22 protein-coding genes are annotated in these 21,623 nt (G+C 74.3%); 12 read left to right on the plus strand and 10 right to left on the minus strand.

Features of this window, described 5'->3' with window-relative positions; genetic code table 11:
* Positions 1-86: 86 nt before the first annotated feature.
* Positions 87-1,061: a thiamine-phosphate kinase gene (locus H6H00_RS31525; RefSeq protein ID WP_185719283.1), complete on the minus strand. Its 975-nt coding sequence runs from the start codon at positions 1,059-1,061 to the stop codon at positions 87-89.
* 88 nt (positions 1,062-1,149) lie between these two features.
* Here H6H00_RS31525 and H6H00_RS31530 point away from each other — a divergent pair, with 88 nt between their 5' ends.
* The 4 genes from H6H00_RS31530 to H6H00_RS31545 are packed head-to-tail and all read left to right on the plus strand — an operon-like array spanning position 1,150 to position 2,854.
* Positions 1,150-1,389 carry an Lrp/AsnC ligand binding domain-containing protein gene (locus tag H6H00_RS31530; protein ID WP_141279762.1) on the plus strand — a complete coding sequence of 80 codons (240 nt, stop codon included), beginning with the start codon at positions 1,150-1,152 and terminating at the stop codon, positions 1,387-1,389.
* A gap of 8 nt (positions 1,390-1,397) precedes the next feature.
* A complete protein-coding gene (locus tag H6H00_RS31535) occupies positions 1,398-1,955 on the plus strand; it encodes a DUF3515 domain-containing protein (protein ID WP_185719285.1) in 558 nt (185 codons plus the stop codon).
* 20 nt (positions 1,956-1,975) lie between these two features.
* Complete coding sequence (locus H6H00_RS31540) at positions 1,976-2,641, plus strand: metal-dependent transcriptional regulator (protein WP_185719287.1); 666 nt, start codon at positions 1,976-1,978, stop codon at positions 2,639-2,641.
* A gap of 45 nt (positions 2,642-2,686) precedes the next feature.
* Positions 2,687-2,854 (plus strand): hypothetical protein, encoded by a 168-nt coding sequence (locus H6H00_RS31545; protein ID WP_185719288.1) that lies wholly within the window; start codon positions 2,687-2,689, stop codon positions 2,852-2,854.
* Positions 2,855-2,900: 46 nt separating this feature from the next.
* On the opposite strand, the gene H6H00_RS31550 is transcribed toward H6H00_RS31545, so the two are convergent.
* Together H6H00_RS31550 and H6H00_RS31555 are read right to left on the minus strand one after the other, a co-directional pair.
* Positions 2,901-3,989 carry a D-alanine--D-alanine ligase family protein gene (locus tag H6H00_RS31550; protein ID WP_185719290.1) on the minus strand — a complete coding sequence of 363 codons (1,089 nt, stop codon included), beginning with the start codon at positions 3,987-3,989 and terminating at the stop codon, positions 2,901-2,903.
* A gap of 58 nt (positions 3,990-4,047) precedes the next feature.
* Positions 4,048-4,929 carry an isocitrate lyase/PEP mutase family protein gene (locus tag H6H00_RS31555; protein WP_255425487.1) on the minus strand — a complete coding sequence of 294 codons (882 nt, stop codon included), beginning with the start codon at positions 4,927-4,929 and terminating at the stop codon, positions 4,048-4,050.
* 110 nt (positions 4,930-5,039) lie between these two features.
* Here H6H00_RS31555 and H6H00_RS31560 point away from each other — a divergent pair, with 110 nt between their 5' ends.
* The 4 genes from H6H00_RS31560 to H6H00_RS31575 are packed head-to-tail and all read left to right on the plus strand — an operon-like array spanning position 5,040 to position 10,232.
* Positions 5,040-5,675, plus strand: coding sequence for a GntR family transcriptional regulator (locus tag H6H00_RS31560; RefSeq protein WP_185719292.1), 636 nt, complete (start codon positions 5,040-5,042; stop codon positions 5,673-5,675).
* On the plus strand, positions 5,672-7,702 hold the full coding sequence (locus H6H00_RS31565) for a hydantoinase/oxoprolinase family protein (protein ID WP_185719294.1): 2,031 nt from the start codon (positions 5,672-5,674) through the stop codon (positions 7,700-7,702). Before H6H00_RS31560 ends, H6H00_RS31565 begins: the two co-directional genes overlap by 4 nt.
* Before the next feature lie 3 nt (positions 7,703-7,705).
* Complete coding sequence (locus H6H00_RS31570; protein WP_185719296.1) at positions 7,706-9,562, plus strand: hydantoinase B/oxoprolinase family protein; 1,857 nt, start codon at positions 7,706-7,708, stop codon at positions 9,560-9,562.
* Positions 9,563-9,620: 58 nt separating this feature from the next.
* Positions 9,621-10,232 (plus strand): isochorismatase family protein, encoded by a 612-nt coding sequence (locus tag H6H00_RS31575; RefSeq protein WP_185719297.1) that lies wholly within the window; start codon positions 9,621-9,623, stop codon positions 10,230-10,232.
* Positions 10,233-10,235: 3 nt separating this feature from the next.
* Here H6H00_RS31575 and H6H00_RS31580 read toward each other — a convergent pair whose 3' ends face one another.
* Positions 10,236-10,412, minus strand: a complete 177-nt coding sequence (locus H6H00_RS31580; protein WP_185719299.1) for a hypothetical protein — start codon at positions 10,410-10,412, stop codon at positions 10,236-10,238.
* A 105-nt stretch (positions 10,413-10,517) separates the two neighbouring features.
* Between H6H00_RS31580 and H6H00_RS31585 the strand changes: the two genes are divergently transcribed.
* Positions 10,518-10,946 (plus strand): pyridoxamine 5'-phosphate oxidase family protein, encoded by a 429-nt coding sequence (locus H6H00_RS31585; protein WP_185719301.1) that lies wholly within the window; start codon positions 10,518-10,520, stop codon positions 10,944-10,946.
* A 7-nt stretch (positions 10,947-10,953) separates the two neighbouring features.
* Here the strand turns inward: H6H00_RS31585 and H6H00_RS31590 are convergent, their stop codons facing one another.
* Complete coding sequence (locus tag H6H00_RS31590) at positions 10,954-11,877, minus strand: proline dehydrogenase family protein (protein ID WP_185719303.1); 924 nt, start codon at positions 11,875-11,877, stop codon at positions 10,954-10,956.
* An 83-nt stretch (positions 11,878-11,960) separates the two neighbouring features.
* On the opposite strand from H6H00_RS31590, the gene H6H00_RS31595 reads away from it, so the two are divergent.
* Positions 11,961-13,589 carry a PucR family transcriptional regulator gene (locus tag H6H00_RS31595; protein ID WP_185719305.1) on the plus strand — a complete coding sequence of 543 codons (1,629 nt, stop codon included), beginning with the start codon at positions 11,961-11,963 and terminating at the stop codon, positions 13,587-13,589.
* Here the strand turns inward: H6H00_RS31595 and H6H00_RS31600 are convergent.
* The 3 genes from H6H00_RS31600 to H6H00_RS31610 are packed head-to-tail and all read right to left on the minus strand — an operon-like array spanning position 13,528 to position 16,938.
* Positions 13,528-15,231, minus strand: a complete 1,704-nt coding sequence (locus H6H00_RS31600; RefSeq protein WP_185719307.1) for a potassium channel family protein — start codon at positions 15,229-15,231, stop codon at positions 13,528-13,530. The genes H6H00_RS31595 and H6H00_RS31600 overlap by 62 nt on opposite strands.
* Positions 15,232-15,243: 12 nt before the next feature.
* The gene (locus H6H00_RS31605) at positions 15,244-15,630 is read right to left on the minus strand and encodes a DUF6394 family protein (protein WP_185719308.1); all 387 of its coding nucleotides are present in this window, start codon (positions 15,628-15,630) and stop codon (positions 15,244-15,246) included.
* Positions 15,631-15,687: 57 nt separating this feature from the next.
* Entirely contained in the window at positions 15,688-16,938 is a 1,251-nt protein-coding gene (locus H6H00_RS31610; protein ID WP_185719310.1) for a cation:proton antiporter, read from the minus strand.
* Positions 16,939-17,107: 169 nt separating this feature from the next.
* Here H6H00_RS31610 and pruA point away from each other — a divergent pair, with 169 nt between their 5' ends.
* Positions 17,108-18,727, plus strand: coding sequence for an L-glutamate gamma-semialdehyde dehydrogenase (gene pruA, locus H6H00_RS31615; RefSeq protein WP_185719311.1), 1,620 nt, complete (start codon positions 17,108-17,110; stop codon positions 18,725-18,727).
* Positions 18,728-18,841: 114 nt separating this feature from the next.
* Positions 18,842-20,578: an MFS transporter gene (locus H6H00_RS31620; protein ID WP_344735304.1), complete on the plus strand. Its 1,737-nt coding sequence runs from the start codon at positions 18,842-18,844 to the stop codon at positions 20,576-20,578.
* Here H6H00_RS31620 and H6H00_RS31625 read toward each other — a convergent pair.
* Together H6H00_RS31625 and H6H00_RS31630 are read right to left on the minus strand one after the other, a co-directional pair.
* Positions 20,541-21,122, minus strand: a complete 582-nt coding sequence (locus H6H00_RS31625) for a YdeI/OmpD-associated family protein (RefSeq protein WP_185719313.1) — start codon at positions 21,120-21,122, stop codon at positions 20,541-20,543. The genes H6H00_RS31620 and H6H00_RS31625 overlap by 38 nt on opposite strands.
* Positions 21,119-21,622 (minus strand): O-acetyl-ADP-ribose deacetylase, encoded by a 504-nt coding sequence (locus tag H6H00_RS31630; protein ID WP_185719315.1) that lies wholly within the window; start codon positions 21,620-21,622, stop codon positions 21,119-21,121. Before H6H00_RS31630 ends, H6H00_RS31625 begins: the two co-directional genes overlap by 4 nt.
* Position 21,623 lies beyond the last annotated feature (1 nt).

Consider the following 21,623-nt stretch of genomic DNA (forward strand, 5'->3'; position numbering starts at 1 on the left):
GACGTGCGCAGAACTACGAATCGACCGAAGAAAGGTGCAGCAGCACACGTAACCACGGGACCCGGACCGGAAGCACCGATGTCCACCTAACGGGAGAAGTGCTCCCACCCCGCCGGCCCACCCTCATAGGGCCGCCCGTCCACCAGAACAGCAGCGGCCCCGGCCCGCACCTCCCCGATCACCAGCCATCCCTCCGGAACGGAACCGGGGAAGGCGGCGGCGAGGGCGTGGTCCTCCCCGCCGGTCAGGATCCAGTGCAGGGGGTCCACGCCGAGGGCCTGCCCCACGTCGGCCAACCGCCCGGTCACCGAGAACGCCGCGGACCGCACGTCCACCACCACCCCCGACGCCACGGCGACGTGCCCCAGATCGGCCAGCAGCCCGTCCGACACGTCGATCATCGCCGTGGCCCCGGCCCGCGCCGCCTGCGGACCGGCCGCGTACGGCGGCTCCGGCACCCGGTGCGCCCCGACGACCGCCACCGGCGACCGGAACCCCCGCCCGAGCACCGCGAGACCTGCCGCCGACCACCCCAGCCGCCCCGCCACCGCGAGCACGTCTCCCGGCCGGGCCCCGCTGCGCGTGACGGGATCGAGCCCGTCCAGCGACCCGAGGGCGGTCACGGACAGCACCAGCTGCGCCGACGCGGCGACGTCGCCGCCCACCACCCCGGCCCCGGCCGCCTCGGCCTCGGCCCACAGCCCGTCGGTGAGCCCCTGCAGCAGCTCGACGTCGGTGTCGGCCGGGCAGGCCAGCCCCACCAGCAGCGCCGTCGGCACCGCCCCCATCGCCGCGACGTCGGCCAGGTTGGCCGCGGCCGCCTTGCGCCCCACCTGCTCGGGCGTCGACCAGTCCATCCGGAAGTGCACGCCCTCGACCAGCACGTCGGTGCACGCGACGACCCGCCCGTCGGGCGCCGCGACCACCGCGGCGTCGTCCCCGGGACCCAGCAGCGTCGACGCCGGCTGCGTCCGGCCGGCCGTCACGCTCGCGATCAGGCCGAACTCACCGAGTGAAGCAAGGGTGATCTTCTTCTCCGCAGGGGTCGACGATGTGGGCAACGGGGTCTCCTCCGGTACGTTCGGCGTCCGACCTTCCTCCCCACGGACGGTCCCGGACGTAGTCAGAGCTCAGTGGAAGGGGCACGACGTGGTGCAGGCGTACATCTTGGTCCAGACCGAGGTCGGGAAGGCCGCGGCCGTGGCCTCCTCGATCGCCGGGATCACCGGGGTGATCTCGGCGGAGGACGTCACCGGGCCCTACGACGTCATCGTGCGCGCGGAGGCCGACGATGTCGACCTCCTCGGGCAGCTCGTCGTCGCACAGGTGCAGGGCGTCAACGGGATCACCCGGACGCTCACGTGCCCGGTGGTCCACCTGGCCGGCTGAGCATCCCGGTGCCCGCCGCCACCCGTCCGCCGCTGCCGGTCCTCATCGCGATCGCGCTGCCGGTGCTGCTCGCCGTGGTGGTGGCGGGCATCGGGATCACGGCCCGCTTCGCCGGGTCCGAGACCCCCGCGCCCGACACCACGCCGCTGGCCACTCCCCCCGTCGACGCACCCGACGCCGCGGGCCCGGAGTGCACCTCGCTGCTCGCGAACCTCGACGGCGACCTCCCGTCCGGCGACGCGACCCTCCCCGTCCGCGCCCTCGCCGATCCCGCTCCGGACGGCGTCCGCGCCTGGGCGGCCGCGCCGCGCCCGGTCGTGCTGCGCTGCGGGCTGCCGCGGCCGCAGGAGCTGACGCCGACCTCGGCGCTGCTCGAGATCGACGGCGTCCAGTGGCTGCAGCTCGACGACGGCGTGCCGGAGCCGGTGATCGTCAGCTACGTGGCCGTCGACCGGCCCGTCTACGTCGTGCTGACCACGCCCGTCGACGCGGGCAGCGGCCCGCTGCAGGCCGTGTCCGACGTGGTGCGGGACACACTGCCCGCCACCCCCGTCGTGGTCCGGTAGGGGCGTTCTACGCTCGACGCATGGTGACGATGTCCCGGGCCACCGAGGACTACCTCAAGGCGATCTACACGCTCGCCCATCACGGGGGCCCCGTCACCACCAGCACGCTCGCCCACGAGCTGGGGGTCTCGTCGCCGTCGGTGTCGGCGATGCTCAAGCGCCTGGAGGACGGCGCGCTGCTCGACCGGCCCGACCACCGCACCGTCGCCCTCACCGCCGCGGGCGAGCAGGCGGCGCTGCGGGTCGTGCGGCGCCACCGGCTGCTGGAGACCTTCCTCGCGCAGGTCCTCGACGTGCCGTGGGACGAGGTGCACGCCGAGGCCGAGCTCCTCGAGCACGCGCTGTCCGAGCGGCTGGAGGACCGGATCGACGCCGCGCTCGGCCACCCCACCCACGATCCGCACGGCGACCCGATCCCGCCCCGCGACGGCCCGCACGTCGAGGTACGCGGCACGCCGCTGGACGCGGTGCCCGCGGGGTCGCGGTTCCGCGTCGAACGGGTGTCCGACCGCGACAGCGCCGCCCTGCGCTACCTGGGCGGCCTGGGCATCGTCCCCGGGGCGGAGCTGACGGTCGAGGAGCAGGCGCCGTTCGGCGGCCCGCACTGGGTCCGCGTCGGCGACGACCGGCACGCGCTCGGCCCGACCCTGACCCAGCTCGTCCACGGGCACGTCGTCTCGTCGTGAGACACCTCTTGTCGACGTGATCAGGCCCGCCTGACGTCCCGCTTCATGGTGACGACGGCCCGCGGCGGTGACGGCACGCCGTCGCCGTCGGTGCAGGAGATGCGGCGCAGGCCCGGGCTGCGCGGACGGCTGGCGTTCTTCGGGCCGGCGTTCGTCGCGAGCTCGTCAACCGCCGCGCCACCACCGCGGTCGCCGGGCTGGCCGCCCTGGTGATCATCGGGCTGAACGGGTTCCTGATCTGGCAGACGGTGACCGGCGGCTAGCGCAGGCCGGTGCCCCGGGCGAGCGCGGTCTCGACCAGCGTGGACAGCAGGGCCGGGTAGTCGAGGCCGGTGACGGCCCAGACCCGCGGGAACATCGAGATCGGCGTGAAGCCGGGCATGGTGTTGACCTCGTTGACGGTCAGCTCGCCGTCGGCGCCCACGAAGAAGTCGACGCGGGCGAGGCCCTGGCCGTCGAGCGCGCGGAAGGCGGCGACCGCCATCTCGCGGACGCGGTCGGCGACGTCGTCGTCGAGCTTGGCCGGGATGTCGAACTCGCAGACGTCGTCGAGGTACTTGGCGTCGAAGTCGTACCACTCCGCGTCGCCGACGATCCGGATCTCGGCCGCGACGCTCGCGCGGACCGAGCCGTCGGGGAGCTCCAGCACCCCGACCTCCACCTCGCGCCCGACAACCGCGGCCTCCACCAGCACCTTCGGGTCGTGCTCGCGGGCCGTCGCGATCGCCGTGTCGAGGTCGGCCCAGTCGGTGACGCGGGTGATCCCGACCGACGAGCCCGCCCGGGCCGGCTTCACGAACGCCGGCAGCCCGACGCGCTCGCGCTGCTCCGCCGTCAGCGTCGCCGTGCCCGGCCGAAGCACGACGACGGTGCCGATCGGCAGGCCGTCGGCGGCGAGGAGCTTCTTGGTGAACTCCTTGTCCATGCCCGCCGCGCTCGCCAGCACCCCGGCGCCGACGTAGGGCAGGCCCGCCATCTCCAGCAGCCCCTGGATCGTGCCGTCCTCGCCGTAGGGCCCGTGCAGGACGGGGAACACGACGTCGACGCCGGAGAACACCTCGCCGGCGCGGTCGGGGTCGAGGACGACCAGGCCGCCGCGGGTGGGGTCACCGGGCAGGGCCAGCGCGGTGCGGGAGCCGTCGACCGACGGCAGCGCGCGGCCGGAGATCGCCAGCTCGCGGACGTCGTCGGTGCCCAGGACCCAGGCCCCGTCCGGGGTGATCCCGACGGGGACGACCTCGAACCGCTCGGGGTCGAGGTGGGCCAGCACGCTGCCCGCGGACACGCACGAGATCGCGTGCTCGCTGCTGCGCCCGCCGAACACCACCGCCACCCGGACCCTGGTCATGGGGCCCGAGGGTAGGCCGGACGCGCTTCCGCACCGGGATCGGGGGCGGCGGCGGGGGTCAGGGCGCGAAGCGCCGTTCCAGGTCGCGGACCTCGGGCAGGCCGATGAGGTCGGTGAAGCCGTCGAAGGTCGGCAGGTCGGGCAGGGTCGCGGCGGGGGTGCCGTCGCGGTGCAGCGTCCGCAGGAACGCCTGGATGCCCGCGGTGGCCGCGAGCAGCGTGCCGATCGGGTAGAGCACGAGCGAGAAGCCCAGCTCGCGGATCCGGTCGAGCGGGATCGGCGGGGTGCGCCCGCCCTCGGCCCAGTTGAACACCAGCGGGGCGACGCCCTTCAGCTCGGTCGCCACCCGCTCGATGTCGGCGTCGCTCACGGGAGCCTCGACGAACAGCACGTCGGCCCCCGCCTCGGCGTAGGCACGGGCGCGGGCGATCGCCGCGTCCAGCCCCTCGACGGCGGCGGAGTCGGTGCGGGCGATGAGCAGGAAGTCGGGGTCGTGCCGGGCCGCGACGGCCGCGCGGATCTTGCCCGCCATCTCCTCGACGCCGATCACGGCCTTGCCGCTCATGTGCCCGCACTTCTTCGGCATCACCTGGTCCTCCAGGTGGATGCCGGCGACCCCGGCCTGCTCGTAGAGCTGCACGGTGCGCACGACGTTGATCGCGTTGCCGTAGCCGGTGTCGGCGTCGGCGATCACCGGCACGTCGACGGCCGCGACGATCCGCCGCGCGTTGTCGACCATCTCGGTCCCGGTCAGCAGCCCGACGTCGGGCCGCCCCACCAGCGAGGCCGTGGTGCCGAACCCGGTCATGTAGACGACGTCGAACCCGGCCTGCTCGACGAGCCGCGCCGACAGCGCGTCGTAGGCGCCGGGGGCGACGAGCGTGCCGGGCGCGGCGAGCAGCTCACGGAGCCGCGCGCGGGGCGCACTCGGTCGCGACAACAGATCTCCCACGTGCTTCCTTCCGCCGAATGTATGCAAAGTAACCCCGAAGCCTGGACGAGGGAACCTCCACGTCCTAGTTTGCACACAATCTCGCGACAGGAGGTCGGGTGACCCGGGCATCGGAACGCGCCACCGGCGCCGTGCGGGAGCTGATCCTGCGCGGGGAGTTCGCGGCCGGTGCGCGGCTCGGCGAGGTCGAGCTGGCCGAGCGCCTGGGCGTCAGCCGCACCCCCGTCCGCGAGGCGCTGGCCCGCCTGGCGTCGGAGGGGCTGGTCGAGATCGTGCCCAACCGGGGGGCGCGGGTCAGCAGCTGGACGGTCGCCGAGCTGGAGGAGGTGTTCGACCTGCGCGCCGCCCTCGAGCCCCGGCTCACCGCGCTGGCCGTCCCGAACGCGGGCCCGGCCGACGTCGACGCGCTCGACGACCTCGCCCACCGCATGCTCGACGCCGAACTGGACGACCTCGTCCCGCTCAACCGCGCGTTCCACGGCCGGCTCGTGGAGCTGGCCGCGCACCCGGCGCTGGCAGGTGCGCTCGCCGGGGCGGTCCACGCCCCGATCGTGCTCCGCAACTTCCACGCCTACGACGACGCGTCGCTGCGTCGCAGCCTCGCCCACCACGTCGAGATCGTCGCCGCGGTGCGCGCCGGTGATCCCGTCTGGGCGCAGGCCGTCATGACCGCACACATCCACAACGCCCGGGCCGTGATGGTCCGAACCGCCCGTGAGCAGGAGGATTCATGAGCTATCGACTCGGGGTCGACGTCGGCGGCACCTTCACCGACGTGCTGCTGGTCGAAGAGGCCAGCGGCGCCACCTGGCGCGCGAAGACCGCGTCCACCCCCGCCGACCAGGCCGTCGGCGTGCTGAACGGCATCGGCAAGGTCTGCGCGGAGGCCGGGATCTCGCTGGCCGAGGTCGACCAGGTGCTGCACGGCACGACCGTCGCCACCAACGCGATCCTGGAGGGCAAGGGCGCCACCGTCGGGCTGGTGACGACGAAGGGGTTCCGGCAGGTCCTGCAGATCGCGCGGTCCTACGTGCCCGGCGGGCTGGCCGGCTGGATCATCTGGCCCAAGCCCGAGCCGCTGGCCGCGCTGGAGAACACCGTGGAGGTCTCCGAGCGCCTGGCCTCCGACGGCGCCGTGATCCGCCCCCTCGACGAGGACGACGTGCGCGCGCAGCTCGGGACGCTCTCGGGCATCGAGGCGCTGGCCGTCTCCCTGATCAACTCCTTCGCCGACCCCGCGCACGAGCGGCGGATCGCCGAGATCGCCGCGGAGGTCCTGCCCGGGGTGCCGGTGTCGCTGTCCAGCGACGTCCTGCCCGAGCTGCGCGAGTACGAGCGCACCGTCACGACCGTGGCCAACGGGTACGTCCAGCCGCAGGTCAAGCGGTACGTCCAGACCCTCGCCACGCAGCTCCGCGACGGCGGGGTGACCGGCGAGCTGGCCATCCTGCGCAGCGACGGCGGGCTGTCCTCGGCGCAGGCCGCGATCGACTCCCCGGTCACGATGCTGCTGTCCGGCCCGGCCGGCGGCGTCACCGGCGCGGTGTGGGTCGCCGAGCAGTGCGGGTTCTCCGACCTCATCACCTTCGACATGGGCGGCACCTCCACCGACGTCGCGCTGGTCCAGGGGCTCACGCCGCGGATCGGGCGCGAGACCAAGGTCGGCGACCTCACGGTGCGCGCCTCGTCGGTCGACGTCCGCACGGTCGGCGCGGGCGGCGGCTCGATCGCGCACGTCCCCGAGCTGACGAAGGCGCTGCGCGTCGGGCCGCAGTCGGCCGGCGCCGACCCGGGACCGGCGGCGTACGGGAAGGGCGGCACCGAGCCGACCGTCACCGACGCCAACGTCGTCCTCGGCTACCTGCCGTCCTCGCTGGCCGGCGGCGAGATCACCCTCGACGTCGACGCGGCCCGCACCGCCGTCGCGTCGGTGGCCGACGCGATGGGGCTCAAGTCCCCGGAGGCCGCGGCCGCGGGGATCGTCGACATCGTCAACGAGAACATGCTCGGCGGCCTGCGCCTGGTGTCGGTGCAGCAGGGCTTCGACCCGCGCGACTTCGCGCTCGTCGCCTTCGGCGGGGCCGGTCCGCTGCACGCCAACGCCCTCGGCGTCCTGACGGGTGCCTGGCCGGTGATCGTCCCGCCGTCGCCGGGGGTGCTGTGCGCGCTCGGCGACGCGACGACGTCGAAGCGGGCGGAGTCGGCCCGCACCGTGCTGCGCCGCTTCGCCGACCTCACCGGCGGCGAGCTGGCGACCGTGCTCACCGAGCTGGCGCAGGAGGCGGGCGACCGGCTCGCGCAGCAGGGCGTGGACGACCCGACCGTCACCTTCCAGGTCGACGTCCGCTACCACGGGCAGGGCTTCGAGATCCCGATCGAGGTGCCCACCCTCGACGGCGACCCGCTCGCGGCGCTGGCCGCCGACTTCGACGTCGAGCACGAGCGCCTGTTCTCCTTCCTGCTCGGCACCGACCACGAGCTGGTCAACGCCCGCGCGACGGTGTCCGGGCCGCGCCCGTCCGTCGCGGCGGTGACGCTCCCCGAGTCCGAGGGCCCGCCGACGCCGATCGACACCCACCCGGTCCACGTCTCCGGCGGCTCCGTCGACGCACACGTCTACGACCGCACCGCGCTGCGCGCCGGCGACGTGGTCGCCGGGCCCGCGATCGTCGTCGAGATGGACTCGACGACGTTGGTCCTGCCCGGCCACGCGGCCACCGTCCACCCGTCCGGTTCGCTCCTCATCCGCCCGGAGGCCTGAGTCATGGCACGCATCGTCGAGACCGCAACGGGCACGATCGAGAAGGCCGAGGTCGACCCCGTCGTCCTGGACCTCATCGAGAACGGCCTGCGCAACGCCCGCTACGAGATGGACGAGGTGCTGTTCCGCACCGCCCTGTCCCCCGGCATCCGCGAGCAGCACGACGAGTTCCCGCTGATCGGCGACCCGAGCGGGAAGATGGTCGTCGGCCAGTTCGGGCTCTCCATCCCCGACTTCCTCGAGGGCTTCGACGACACCGTCGAGGAGGGCGACGTCCTGCTGACCTCCGACCCGTACGCCTGCGGCGCCGCGATCAGCCACGCCAACGACTGGCTGATCGTCGTGCCGATCTTCAAGGACGGGCGCGTGGTCGGGTGGGCGTCGATGTTCGGGCACATGTCCGACGTCGGCGGCAAGACGCCCTGCTCGATGCCGACCGACGCCCGCACGATCTACGAGGAGGGCGTGGTCATCCCGCCCTTCAAGCTGTACTCGAAGGGGAGGCTCAACGAGGACGCGCTGCGGATCATCCTCAACCAGGTCCGGATGCCCGACTGGAACCGCGCCGACCTCAACGGTCTCGTCGCGGCCTGCCGCACGGCGAGCCGCCGGGTCGTCGAGATGTGCGACCGCTTCGGCACCGCGACCTACCTCTCCGCCCTCGACGCCCTGCTGCAGCGCAACTACGACGCGATGAAGGCGCTGCTCGGGATGGTGTTCGAGGAGGGCCGGACGCTGTCGTTCACCGACTGGATCTGCGACGACGGCGTCGGGAACGGCCCGTACGAGCTGAAGCTCTCGCTCACCCGCACCGGGGAGAAGGTGCACCTGGACTTCACCGGGTCGAGCCCGCAGGCGGCCGGGCCGATCAACTACTACATCAACGAGAACCTCACCCGCATGTTCTTCGGGATCTACATGATCACCGTGGCGGACCCGCAGATCCTGTGGAACGACGGCTTCTACCCGCTCGTCGACGTCACGATCCCGGACGGCTCGTACTGGAAGCCGAAGCACCCGGCGTCGCTCAACGGCCGCAACCACGGCATCGGGCGGGTGTTCGACCTGTTCGGCGGGCTGCTCGGGCAGACCAACCCGGCGCTGCTCAACGCGGCGGGCTTCTCGTCGTCGCCGCACTTCATGTACTCCGGCAACTACTCCACGGGTGAGCGCAAGGGCGAGTGGTTCCAGCTCTACTCCATCGGCTTCGGCGGCATCCCCGGCCGCCCGCTCGGTGACGGGCCGGACGGCCACTCGCTGTGGCCGAGCTTCGTCAACATCCCGTGCGAGTACCTGGAGTCCTACTACCCGCTGCGGATCGAGAAGTGGGAGACGGTCTCCGACACCGGCGGGGCGGGCCTGCACCGCGGCGGCAACGGCGTCGACGTCGCGTACGTGTTCGAGGAGCCCGGCACCATCGCCATCCACGACGACCGCTGGCTGACCTACCCGTGGGGCGTCAACGGCGGCGCGCCCGGGGCCCGGGGCACGAAGTGGCTGGAGCGGCCCGACGGGTCCCGGCAGGTGCTGCCGAGCAAGTGCCACGACGTGCCGGTCTCCCCCGGCGACGTGCTGCACTTCGTCACCTGGGGCGGCGGCGGCTGGGGCGACCCGCTGGAGCGCGACCCGGCCCTGGTGGAGCTGGAGGTGCGGCGCGGGCTGGTGACGGCCGAGGGCGCCCGGCGCTACGGGGTGGTGGTCGGCGACGAGGCGGCGACGACCGCCCTGCGCGAGGAGATGCGGGCGTCACGGCCCGCCGAGCTCCCGGTGTTCGACATGGGCCCGCCGATGGCGGAGATCCTGGCCAACTGCGAGGCCGAGACCGGCCTGCCCGCGCCGAAGCAGCCGGTGTGGAGCTGACCCGCCCGTGCGCGGAGACGGCTGCCCCGGCCGCCGTTCCCGCGCACGAGGGGGCGGCGTGACCGGCCCGCACGGCACCGCGTTCTCCGGACGGGTCGGGTGGGGCGAGCGGCCCGCGCTGGTCGTCGTCGACCTCGTGCGGGCCTACACCGAGACGGGCGGGCCGTTCCTGCTGCCCGATGCGGCGCCGGCCGTGGCCGCCACGGCCGAGCTGGTGGACGCCGCCCGCACCGCCGGGCGGCCCGTCGTCTGGACGGTGGTGCGCTACGACCGCGGCCTGTCCGACGGCGGGCTGTTCGTCCGCAAGGTGCCCGCGCTGGCCGCCTTCGCCGACGGGGCCGAGGGCGGGTGGGGCGGGCTCGTACTGGAGCCCGCCGCCGGGGAGCCGGTCGTCGCCAAGCAGTACGCGAGCGCGTTCTTCGGCACCTCGCTCGCGGCCACGCTGCACGCGGCGGGCGTCGACACGGTGGTGATCACCGGCGTGTCCACCTCCGGCTGCGTCCGCGCCACCGCCACCGACGCCCTGAACCACGGCTTCCGCCCCCAGGTCGTGCGCGACGCCTGCGCCGACCGCACCCCGGAGCTGCACGACCAGAACCTCCGCGACCTCGACGCCAAGTACGCCGACGTCACCGACCTCGCCGACGCCCTGGCCCACCTGCGCCGCTGACGGTCAGCGGCGCGAGCGCCTGCGCGCCGGGCGCGCCGTGCCGATCCCGGCCAGGTGCAGCGCGACGCAGAGCAGGCCGGCGGTGGTGAGCGTCTGCGGGGTGACGACCGAGAGGCTGGTGCCGGCGAGCTCGAGGATCAGGGCGAGACCGAACAGCACCGCGGCGGCGATGGCGACCATGGGGACGTCCTTCGGGTGGGAGGAGGGGGCCGCCAGGATCGGGGATCGGCGGGCCGTCCGCCGGGTCCGGTGCCGAGATGTGACCTCCGCGGGTAGCGTCGGTCCATGACCGATCTCGCCGACGTCCGCCGCATCGTCGCCCAGGACAGCGGGCTCGCGAGCGTGAGCGTGGTGCGCGCCGACGGCACCCCGCACGCGTCGCTCGTCAACGCCGGGGTGCTCGACCACCCGGTCACCGGCGAGCCCGTCGTCGGCTACGTGACCTACGGCCCGGTCAAGCTCCGCACCCTGCGCGCCCGCCCCGCCACGTCGATCCTGTGGCGCGCGGGCTGGCGCTGGGCCGCGGTCGACGGCGACAGCGAGCTGATCGGCCCCGGCGACGTCGACGCCGAGCAGCTGCGGCTGCTGCTGCGCGCGGTGTTCGCCGCGTGCGGCGGCACCCACGACGACTGGGACGCCTACGACCGCGCGATGCTCGACGAGGGCCGGGTCGCGGTGCTGGTGAGCCCTCGGAAGGTCTACGGCAACGCGTGACCGGGGATCAGCCCCTCGTGAGCAGGGACCGGGCGAAGAAGGCCAGGTTGGCCGGGCGCTCGGCCAGTCGCCGGACGAAGTAGCCGTACCACTCGGTGCCGTAGGGCAGGTAGACGCGCACGGTCTCCCCCGCGGCGGCCAGTTCGCGCTGCTCCCGCGGCCGGACGCCGTGCAGCATCTGGATCTCGTAGGCCCGGCCGCGGCCGAGGTGCCGCGCGATGTCGATCAGCACGGGGTCGTGCGTGGCGACCATCGGCAGCCCGTACCCGCTCCCCCGGCCACCGGCCATGAGGACCTCCAGGCAGCGGACGTAGGACAGGTCGACGTCACGGCGTGCGCGGAACGCGACCGACGCCGGCTCGTCGTAGGCGCCCTTGCACAGCCGCACGCGGGACCCGGCCAGGTCACGGCAGTCGCCCTCGGTGCGCCGCAGCGCCGCCTGCACGACGGCGCCGACCCACGGGTGGTCGACGCGCAGGTCGCGCACGATCTGGAGCGTCGAGTCGGTCGTGGTGTGGTCCTCCATGTCGACGGTCACCGTGGTGCCGGCGGCGTGCGCGGCCTCGCAGATCTGCCGCGCGTGGTCGAGCGCGATCTTCTCCCCGTCGGCGCCGGGCAGGGCCTGCCCGAGCGCGGAGAGCTTCACCGACACCTCGACGCGCGGGGCGAGCCCGTCGTCGCCGAGGCGGCGCAGCAGGGTGCGGTAGGCGTCGGTGTTCGCGGCGGCGCGGGAGCGGTCGGTGGTGTCCTCGCCCAGGTGGTCGACGGTGACGAGCCGGTCGGCGGTGAGCGCGCGGGCCGCCGCCACCGCCTCGTCCAGGGTCGTGCCGGCGACGAACCGGTCGACGACGGGGCGCAGCAGCGGGGTGTCCTCGGCGAACGTGCGCAACGGGCCCGAACGGGACGCGGCCAGCATCAGCGACCTCAGCATGGGCCGGAACGTTAGGGCGGTCACCCCGTCGCCGGTTCGTCCGAGCGGACAACGAATCAGGGGTCGGTCAGTACGATCCGCCCATGGAGCCCACCCTCGCCCGGGTGCTGGCCGCGCTCGGCTCACCCCTGGTCGACGTGCGGGTGGCCCCGGCCGGCCTGGACGCCCCGGTCACCGGCGTCGCGATCCTCGACCCCGACGACGACCCGGCCGACCATCCCGGGCGCCTCGTCCTGCTGATCGGCGCCCGCGGCCACGACGCCGTGCGGCCGCTGCGGGCGGCGGCCCGGCACGGGGCCGTCGCGGTGGCCGTCAAGCCCGGTCCCGGCTCCGACGACGAGCTGGTCGCCGCGGCCGCCGACGCGGGCGTCGCCCTGCTCGCCGTCCGCACCGACGCGCGCTGGGACCAGGTCGAGTCGCTGGTCCACGGCGTCCTCGACGACGGCACCCCGCCGGCCGACGGCGACGCGGGCGACCTCTACTCCCTCGCCCAGACCGTCGGGCTGCTCACCGGCGGGCTGGTCAGCATCGAGGACACCGCGAGCCGGGTGCTCGCCTACTCCCGCTCCGACGCGACCGCCCCCGACGAGCTGCGGCGGCTGTCGATCCTGGGCTGGCAGGGCCCGGCCGACTACCTCGCGACGCTGCGCGGGTGGGGCGTGTTCGACCGGCTGCGCACCGGCGAGGACGTCGTCCGCGTCGACGAGCACGCCGAGCTCGGGATCCGGCGCCGGCTCGCCGTGGGCATCCACGCCGGGCAGCGCCAGCTCGGCACGATCTGGGTGCAGGAGGGGGCGACGCCGTTCGCGGAGCGGGCGGAGAGCGTGCTGGTCGGGGCGGCGCGGGTGGCGGCGGGACACCTGGTCCGGCGGCGCTCGCAGCAGTCGCCGGGCGCCCGCTGGAGCCGCGACGTCGTCGCCGGGCTGCTCGACGGCCGGGTCGGGGCCGACCTGGTGGCCGCCACCTTCGGGCTGGACCCGGACGAGCCCGCGGTGGTCGTGGCGTTCGCCGCGTCGTCGGAGCCGGGGAAGGCGGAGCCGGGGGTGGCGGAGCTGGGGGTGGCGGAGCTGACCGAGGTGGTGGCGGTGCACGCCGCGACGTTCCGGCGGGGCGCGCTCACCGCCCCGGTCGGGACCCGGGTGTACGCGGTGCTGCCTGCCGCGGGGACCGGGCGGGCGCTCACCGCGATGTGCGCGGAGGTCGTCGCGATCGCCGGGCGGCGGGCCGGTGCGCGGGTGCGGGCCGGGATCGGGTCGGGCGTCGGCGGGCTGGCCGGGGTGCCCGACTCGCGCGTCGACGCCGACCGCGTGCTCGACGCCATGCCGCCCGGCGCCGACGTGGCCGCGATCGGCGACCTGCGCGCGGAGATCCTGCTCGACGAGACCCTCGCCCGGCTCGCCGACCTGCACGATCCCGGCGCGGCCGCCCTCCTCGCCCACGACGCCGAGCACGGCGGCGACCTCGCGCCGAGCGTGCTGTCCTACCTCGACGCGCTCGGCGACGTCCGCACCGCGGCGGCCCGCCTCACCGTGCACCCCAACACGCTGCGCTACCGCCTGCGCCGGGCGTCGGCGGTGGCGGGGCTGCGCCTGGACGACCCGAGCGCCCGCCTCGTCCACCACCTGCACCTGCTGCGCGCCGCCCGCGAGGTCACCGCCGGGCCGCGGCGAACCGGCGCCACACCCACGCCCCCGGCTCCCGCCGCCCGGTGAGGACGTAGCCGGCGGCCACGGCGTCGGTGAGCGTCCGGTCCAGCGACCGGCGCGCCGACGGGTGCCCGACCAGCAGCAGCTCGTCGCCCGCCCGCAGCGCGACGTCGTCGCCGGGGGCCACGTCCGCGTCGTCGCCGCGCAGCACGAGCAGGACGACCGCGCACACCCGCTCGTCGCGGGCGCCGGGGTCGCGCAGCAGGTCGCCCAGCGCGACCCCGGTCGTCAGCGGTCCCCGCAGCGCGGGGGCCTGCGCGTCGTCGAGGCGGACCTTCCAGATCGCCTGCAGGCGCGGCCCGCACAGCGCGGTGAGCCGGTCGACGAGACCGGCGGCCCACGCGTCGTCGTGCTCGGGGGCCGCGCGCAGGAACCGCCACAGCAGCGGCGTGCTCAGCTGCGCGTACGCCTCGTGCGCCACGACCTCGGTGGGCACCAGCAGCGCGTCGACGGCCATCGCCCGGAACAGCGGCGCCCCCGCGTCCCGGTTCTGCCGGGCCGCGACGAACAGGTCCGGGTTCGCGCGCCGCGCCGCGGCCACCAGGGACAGGTTGGCCGCGTCGTTGTCGGTGGCGGCGACGAAGCCCACCGCGTCGCCGAGGTCGGCGCCGGCCAGCACCCGCGGGTCGGACCCGTCCCCGACGATCACGGGCCGGTCCTCGTCCCCGTCGGGCTCCGGCTCGATCACGGTCACCTCCAGGCCCGCCGCGTCGAGGTCGTCGGTGAGCCCGCGCCCGAACCGCCCGTACCCGCAGACGACCCAGCGCCCGTCCCGCGGCGGCGTCCCGCGCGGCGGGAGGTCGGCCCCCGGGCCGCTCTCCAGCCACGTCATCAGCTGGTAGGTCGCCGGGGCCCGCAGCGCGATCCGCAGGTGGCGGCCGAACGCGGCGAACGGGTTGACGACCGTCGGCGTCCCGAACGCCCGCATCCGGTCCGCGACCAGCGGGGACGCCGTGCGCGCCACCACCGGCAGGTCGGGCCTCGGCAGGGCGGCGGCCATCGTGACGGTCAGGTTCGCCTCGTCGTCGTTGGTGAGCGCGAGTACCCCGGCGCACCACGGGTGCTCCAGCCCGGCCGCGGTGAGCCGGTCCGCGTCGCGGGCGTCCCCCGCGAGCCCGGGCACGTCGGCGCGGTAGGGGGCGAGGTCGAGGCCCTCGATGCGCCCCCGGTCGATGTCGAGCACCACGAAGCGGCGGCCGAGGCGGTCGAACGCCCGCCCGAGCAGCTCGCCGGTGACGCCGTACCCGGCGATGAGCAGGAACGGCTCGCGCAGCCGGGCGACCTTGCGGGAGAAGTGCGCCGTCCGGACCGCCTGCCGGAAGCTCCGGTCGCGCAGCAGCGCGAGCAGCGACCCGATCGCGTACGCCCAGCCGATGACGGTCAGGAAGATCGTCGCGGTGACCCAGAGCCGCTGGGCGTAGGTGAAGGGGTAGGGGAGCTCGCCGAACCCGATCGTCGACGCGGTGTAGCTCATGAAGTAGAAGGCGTCGAGGAAGCCCATGTGGTGCGGGGCGCCCAGCTCGTCGCGCCCGGGCACCAGCGTCAGCCCGAGCACCCCGACCGCGAAGATCACGATCAGCGTGATCAGCGGCGCCCGCATCCGGCGCATGACCAGGAAGACCGTGGCCGAGGGACGCGGCTCACCCATCGCGGCCGCCGGTCAGGACCGGCTGAGGGACACGGTCTCGGACACGAGCAGCACCACCGACACCGCGTTGGCCAGCAGCGCACCGGCCGCCAGCGACACGACCGCCGTCGTGCCCGACGCGTCCAGCCCGTCCGGCGAGGCGTTGGCGAGGAACCCCCACACCGTCGCCGCGGCGACGAGCTGCAGGTCGGCGACGAGGCTGGTGGCCAGGTGCACCGCCCCCAGCTGGGTCCGGTCGCCGAACTTGAGCACGGTCGCGACCAGGCTCACCACGAGCGCCGCGAACAGCTCGTAGACGTTGTGCTGCGCCGGGTCGGTCAGGTCCCCCAGCACGAAGCCGAAGTTCACGGTGGCGGCCAGGAGCACGAAGAAGCCGAAGACCACCTTCTCCAGGTTCATCGCGTCCCCCGTCGTCGGACGCCCGGACCGTAGCGCCGCGGCGCCGTTCCCGCCGGATCACGCGATCTCGGCGGCCCTCCTGCCCCGGTCGAGGCGGCGCATGATCGGGGTGGCGGCGACGCCGTGGACCGTCACCGAGAGCACCACGACGAAGCCCACCGCGGCCCAGATCTGCTCGGCCCCCGCGAACGGCGCCTGCGACGTCGCGTAGGCGAGGTAGTAGAACGAGCCGATCCCGCGGATCCCGAACACCGCGATCGCCGTGCGCTCCTCGCCCGACCCGGTCGCGCCGCGCAGGGCCAGCCAGGCCGTCACCGGGCGCACGACCAGCACGAGGGCGACGCCCACGGCGACCATCGGCCAGGTCAGCGGGCCGAGCAGGCCGCGGACCACCGCGCCGCCGAACAGCACCAGCAGCAGCACGGTGAGCAGCCGCTCGATCTGCTCCACGAAGTCGTGCAGGACCTGGTGGTACTCGTGGTCGCGCTCGCTCGCGCGGATGGAGCGGGCGCAGACGAACACGGCCAGGAACCCGTACCCGCCCGCGACCTCGGTGAGGCCGTAGGCGAGGAACGTCGCGGCGAGCGCGATGAACCCCTCCGCGTGCGAGGCCAGCTTCAGCCGCTCCGACCGGGCGCGGAAGAACAGCAGCCCCAGGCCCCGCCCCACCACCACTCCCCCGACGACGCCGACCGCGATCTTGACGAGCACGTCGGTGAGCGCCCACTCGGCGACCCAGCCGAACGGGTCGGCCCCGGCCAGCGCGATCGCGATCGACGCGTAGACGAACGGGAACGCCAGCGCGTCGTTGAGGCCGGCCTCCGAGGTGAGGGCGAAGCGGACCTCGTCCTCGCCCTGCTCCGCGCCGCCCGGCTCGCCGACCTGCACGTCGGAGGCCAGCACCGGGTCGGTCGGGGCGAGCGCCGACCCGAACAGCAGCGCGGCGGCCGGGGCGAGGCCGAGCGCCCACCAGCCCAGCAGCGCGGTGGCGGCGATCATCAGCGGCATCCCGATCGCGAGCAGCCGCCAGGTCGAGGACCAGGAGCGCCACCCGATCGGCCGGTCCAGCTTCAGCCCGGCCCCCATCAGGGCGATGACGACCACGACCTCGGTGAGGTGCTCGGCGATCCCGGGGTGCGCGAGCGGGTCGGGGGCGGGCAGGGCGGGCACGGCGGCGAAGACCGCCATCCCCAGCCCGAGGAACACGATCGGCAGCGACAGGGGGCGGCCGGCCAGGAGCCGGGGCAGCAGGCCGGCCGCGAGCGCGCCGATCCCGACGAGCGCGAAGGTCAGGTCGATCAGGTCCATGGGGTCCGTTCACGGGGGTGGGCAACCTGCCCGGATGCCCGCTGCGGCCGGACCGAAACCCGTCGGCCCGGCGAGCCCCCCGCTGTCCGCGCCGATCGGACACCGGAGCACCCCCGATGCTGTGCGATCGGACAAGCCGTCGATCGCGCCGGCCTCCTACCGTTCCCCCATGGACGCCCTCACCCGCACCCCGGCGCCGCGCAACGAGCCGGTCCGCGACTACGCCCCCGGTTCCCCGGAGCGGGCCTCGCTGCAGGCCGCGCTCGCCGAGCTGGGCGACCGGCACCACGAGCTGACCGTCACGATCGACGGCGAGCAGCACGTCGCGGGGGGCACCCCGTTCGACGTCGTCGCCCCGCACGCCCACGCGCACGTGCTCGGTACGGGTGCGAACGCCACCCGCGAGGACGCGAAGTCGGCGGTCGAGGCGGCCCTGCGCGCGGCCCCGGCCTGGCGCGACCTCCCCTTCGACGAGCGCGCCGCCGTCCTGCTGCGCGCCGCCGACCTGCTCACCGGCCCGTGGCGCGACCGCATCAACGCGGCCACCATGCTCGGCCAGTCCAAGACCTGCTTCCAGGCCGAGATCGACTCCGCGTGCGAGCTCGCCGACTTCTGGCGCTTCAACGTCGCCTTCGCCCGCGAGATCCACGCGAACCAGCCGCAGAGCAGCCCCGGCGTGTGGAACCGCACGGACTACCGCCCGCTGGAGGGCTTCGTCTACGCGATCACGCCGTTCAACTTCACCGCGATCGCCGGCAACCTGCCCACCGCGCCCGCGCTCATGGGCAACACCGTGATCTGGAAGCCCTCGCCCACGCAGAGCCTCGCGGCCCACCTGACGATGCGGCTGCTCGAGGAGGCCGGGATGCCGCCCGGGGTGGTCAACCTCCTCACCGGCGACGGGCGCGAGGTCTCCGAGGTGCTGCTCGCCGACGCCCACCTGGCGGGCATCCACTTCACCGGGAGCTCGGCGACGTTCCAGCACCTGTGGGGGCGGGTCGGGGCGAACATCTCCGGCTACCGCACCTACCCGCGGCTCGTCGGGGAGACCGGGGGCAAGGACTTCGTGCTCGCCCACCCCAGCGCCGACGTCGACGTGCTCCGGACGGCGCTCGTCCGCGGCGCCTTCGAGTACCAGGGCCAGAAGTGCTCGGCCGCGAGCCGCGCGTTCGTGCCGCGCAGCGTGTGGGCACGCCTGCGCGACGACCTGGCCGCCGAGGTCGACGCGCTGCGGATGGGCGACGTCGCCGACTTCTCGAACTTCCTGGGCGCGGTGATCGACCGCCGCGCCTACGACAAGGTGACGGCGGCGCAGGAGATGGCCCGCACCGAGCTCCACGTGCTCGCCGGCGGCACGGCCGACGACAGCGTCGGCTACTTCGTGCGCCCCACGGTCGTCGTCGGGGCGGACCCGACGCACGAGGTGTTCCGCACCGAGTACTTCGGCCCGCTGCTCGCGGTGCACGTCTACGACGACGGCGACTTCGAGACCGTCCTGAAGCAGGTCGACGCGGGCTCCCCGTACGGCCTCACCGGTGCGGTGATCGCCCGGGACCGGGCCGCGGTCGCCCGGGCGAGCGAGTCGCTGAGGTTCGCCGCAGGCAACTTCTACGTCAACGACAAGCCGACCGGCGCGGTCGTCGGCCAGCAGCCCTTCGGCGGCGGCCGGGCGAGCGGCACCAACGACAAGGCGGGTTCGATCTACAACCTGCTGCGCTGGACGAGCCCCCGGACGATCAAGGAGACCTCGGTCGCCGCGACCGCGAGCGGCTACCCCCACCAGGGCTGACCCTTACGTCGGATTCGTCCCCGACGTGGGGCGGATCACCGCCGACCAGCGCTTTCCCGTTCCCGGACCAGGTGCTTAGCTATAGCAATCAATCACCCGTCCGTGGGAGCTGCCGTGCCCTACAAGTGGATCGCCCTGTCGAACACGACGTTGGGTCTGTTGATGGCGACGATCAACTCCTCGATCGTCCTCATCGCCCTGCCCGACATCTTCCGGGGCATCGGGATCGACCCGCTCGCGCCCGGCAACACCGGCTACCTGCTGTGGATGATCATGGGGTTCCTGGTCGTCACCGCGGTGCTGGTGGTCGGCTTCGGCCGCCTCGGCGACATGTACGGGCGCGTGCGGATGTACAACCTCGGCTTCGTGGTCTTCACGGTCGCGTCGATCCTGCTGGCCGTCACCTGGCAGTCCGGCGACGCCGCAGCGCTGTGGCTCATCGGCTGGCGCGTGGTGCAGGGCGTCGGCGGGGCGTTCATCATGGCCAACTCCAGCGCGATCCTCACCGACGCGTTCCCGGTCGAGCAGCGCGGACTCGCCCTGGGCATCAACGGCGTCGCCGCCATCGCGGGGTCGTTCCTCGGACTGGTGATCGGCGGGCTGCTCGGGCCCGTCAACTGGCACCTGGTCTTCCTGGTGTCCGTGCCGTTCGGGGTGTTCGGCACCGTCTGGGGCTACCTCAAGCTGCGCGACACCGGGCAGCGGACGCCCGCGCGCATGGACTGGTGGGGCAACCTCACCTTCGCCGTCGGCCTGATCGCGCTGCTCGTCGGCATCACCTACGGCATCCAGCCCTACGGCGACGACGTCATGGGCTGGGCGAGCCCGTTCGTCCTGACCTGCATCGTCGGCGGGGTCCTCGTGCTCGCCGCGTTCGTGCTGATCGAGCGCCGCGTCGCCCAACCGCTGTTCGCGATCGACCTGTTCGCCAACCGCGCGTTCACCCTCGGCAACGCCGCGAACCTGCTGGCCTCGCTCGGCCGGGGCGGGCTGCAGTTCGTCCTCATCATCTGGTTGCAGGGCATCTGGCTGCCGCGCCACGGTTACTCCTTCGAGCAGACGCCGCTGTGGGCCGGGATCTACATGCTGCCGCTGACGGTCGGGTTCCTCGTGGCCGCGCCGGTCTCCGGCGTGCTGTCCGACCGGTACGGCGCGCGCTGGTTCGCCACCGGCGGCATGGTGCTGTCGGCGGCCAGCTTCGCGCTGCTCGACGTGCTCCCGATCGACTTCGGCTACCCGGCGTTCGCGGCGATCCTGCTGCTCAACGGCATCGGGATGGGCCTGTTCACCTCGCCCAACCGGGCCGACGTCATGAACAGCCTCCCCGCGCGGGCCCGCGGCGCGGGCGCGGGCATGACGGCGACGTTCCAGAACTCCGCGATGGTGCTCTCGATCGGCTTCTTCTTCAGCCTGATGATCATCGGGCTGTCCCAGGACCTGCCCGCGGTGATGGCGCAGGGGCTCACCGAGCACGCCGTGCCCGCGGCCGACGCCGCCCGGATCGCGGAGCTGCCGCCGGTCGGGGTGCTGTTCGCGGCGTTCCTCGGCTACAACCCCGTCCAGCAGCTGCTCGGCGGCGTCCTGCCGACGCTGCCGCCCGACCAGGCCGCCTACCTCACCGGCCGCAGCTTCTTCCCCGAGCTGATCTCCGGGCCGTTCTCCGCCGGGCTGACGGCCGCCTTCGCGTTCGCGGTGATCGCGTGCATGGTGGCCGCGGTGGCGTCGTGGTTCGCCGGGAACGGCAGGCGGACCGAGGAGCTCGGAGCGGAGCTCGCCGCCGGGGCGGGCGAGGCGGGTGGCCCGTCGCAGCTGGTCAGCCCTTCGGCCGCCACTGGTTCGCCCGCTCGTTGACCTCGGCCTTCTCCGCGGTCTCGGCGATCCGCCTCGCGCGGGTCCCCGGTCGCTTCGCCTGCACGATCCACTCCAGGATCCCGCGGCGGGCCGATCGCGGGAACGCGTCCCAGTGGGCGCGCCCGACCTCGGAGAACGCGGCCGCGAGGTCGTCGGGCACGACCAGGTCCTCGACGTCGTCGAGCAGCGTCCAGGATCCGTCCGCCTTCGCCGCCTCGACCAGGGCGAGACCGGCCGGCTCCATCAGCCCCTCGGCGATCAGTCGCTCGATCCGCATCTTGTTGGTGCGCGCCCACCCGCTGCGGGGCTTGCGCGGCGCGAACCAGAGCATCGTGCGCTCGGCGTCCAGCTTGTTGCCCGTGCTGTCCACCCAGCCGAAGCACAGCGCCTGCTCGACCGACTCCTCGTAGGTGATCCGCGGCCCGCCGGTGCCCGCCCGCCGCGTCACGAGCCACACCCCGACCCCGCGGCCGTGGTGGCGCGCCAGCCAGTCGCGCCACTCGGCCAGGGACGCGGGCTCGAACCGCTCGGCGTCCTCCCTCACCCGAGTGCCCCCGCGAACGCCGCGAACACGTCGTCCCCGAAGAGCCAGAAGCGCGCCTCGACCACCGACGGGTGCTCGGCGAGCGCCGCCGCCGTGGTGGCGATCGCGAGCGGGGCGGCGAGCTCGAGGGGGTAGCCGTAGATCCCGCAGCTGATCGCCGGGAACGCCACGCGGGCGCACCCGTGCCCGGCGGCGAGCGCGATCGCGCGACGGTGGCAGGACGCGAGCAGCTCCGGCTCGCCGTCGTCGCCGCCGTGCCACACCGGGCCGACGGTGTGGATCACGTGCCGGACCGGCAGGTCGCCCGCGCCGGTGATCACGGCGTCCCCGGTGTCGCAGCCGCCGATCCGCCGGCACTCGGCCAGGAGCGCGGGACCGGCCGCGCGGTGGATCGCGCCGTCGACCCCTCCCCCGCCGAGCAGGCTCGAGTTCGCCGCGTTGACGATCGCGTCGGCCGCGGCGTCGGTGGTGATGTCGCCGCGGTGCAGGGTGATGGGCATC

This window comes from Pseudonocardia petroleophila, from assembly GCF_014235185.1.
GTDB classification, from domain to species: domain Bacteria; phylum Actinomycetota; class Actinomycetes; order Mycobacteriales; family Pseudonocardiaceae; genus Pseudonocardia; species Pseudonocardia petroleophila.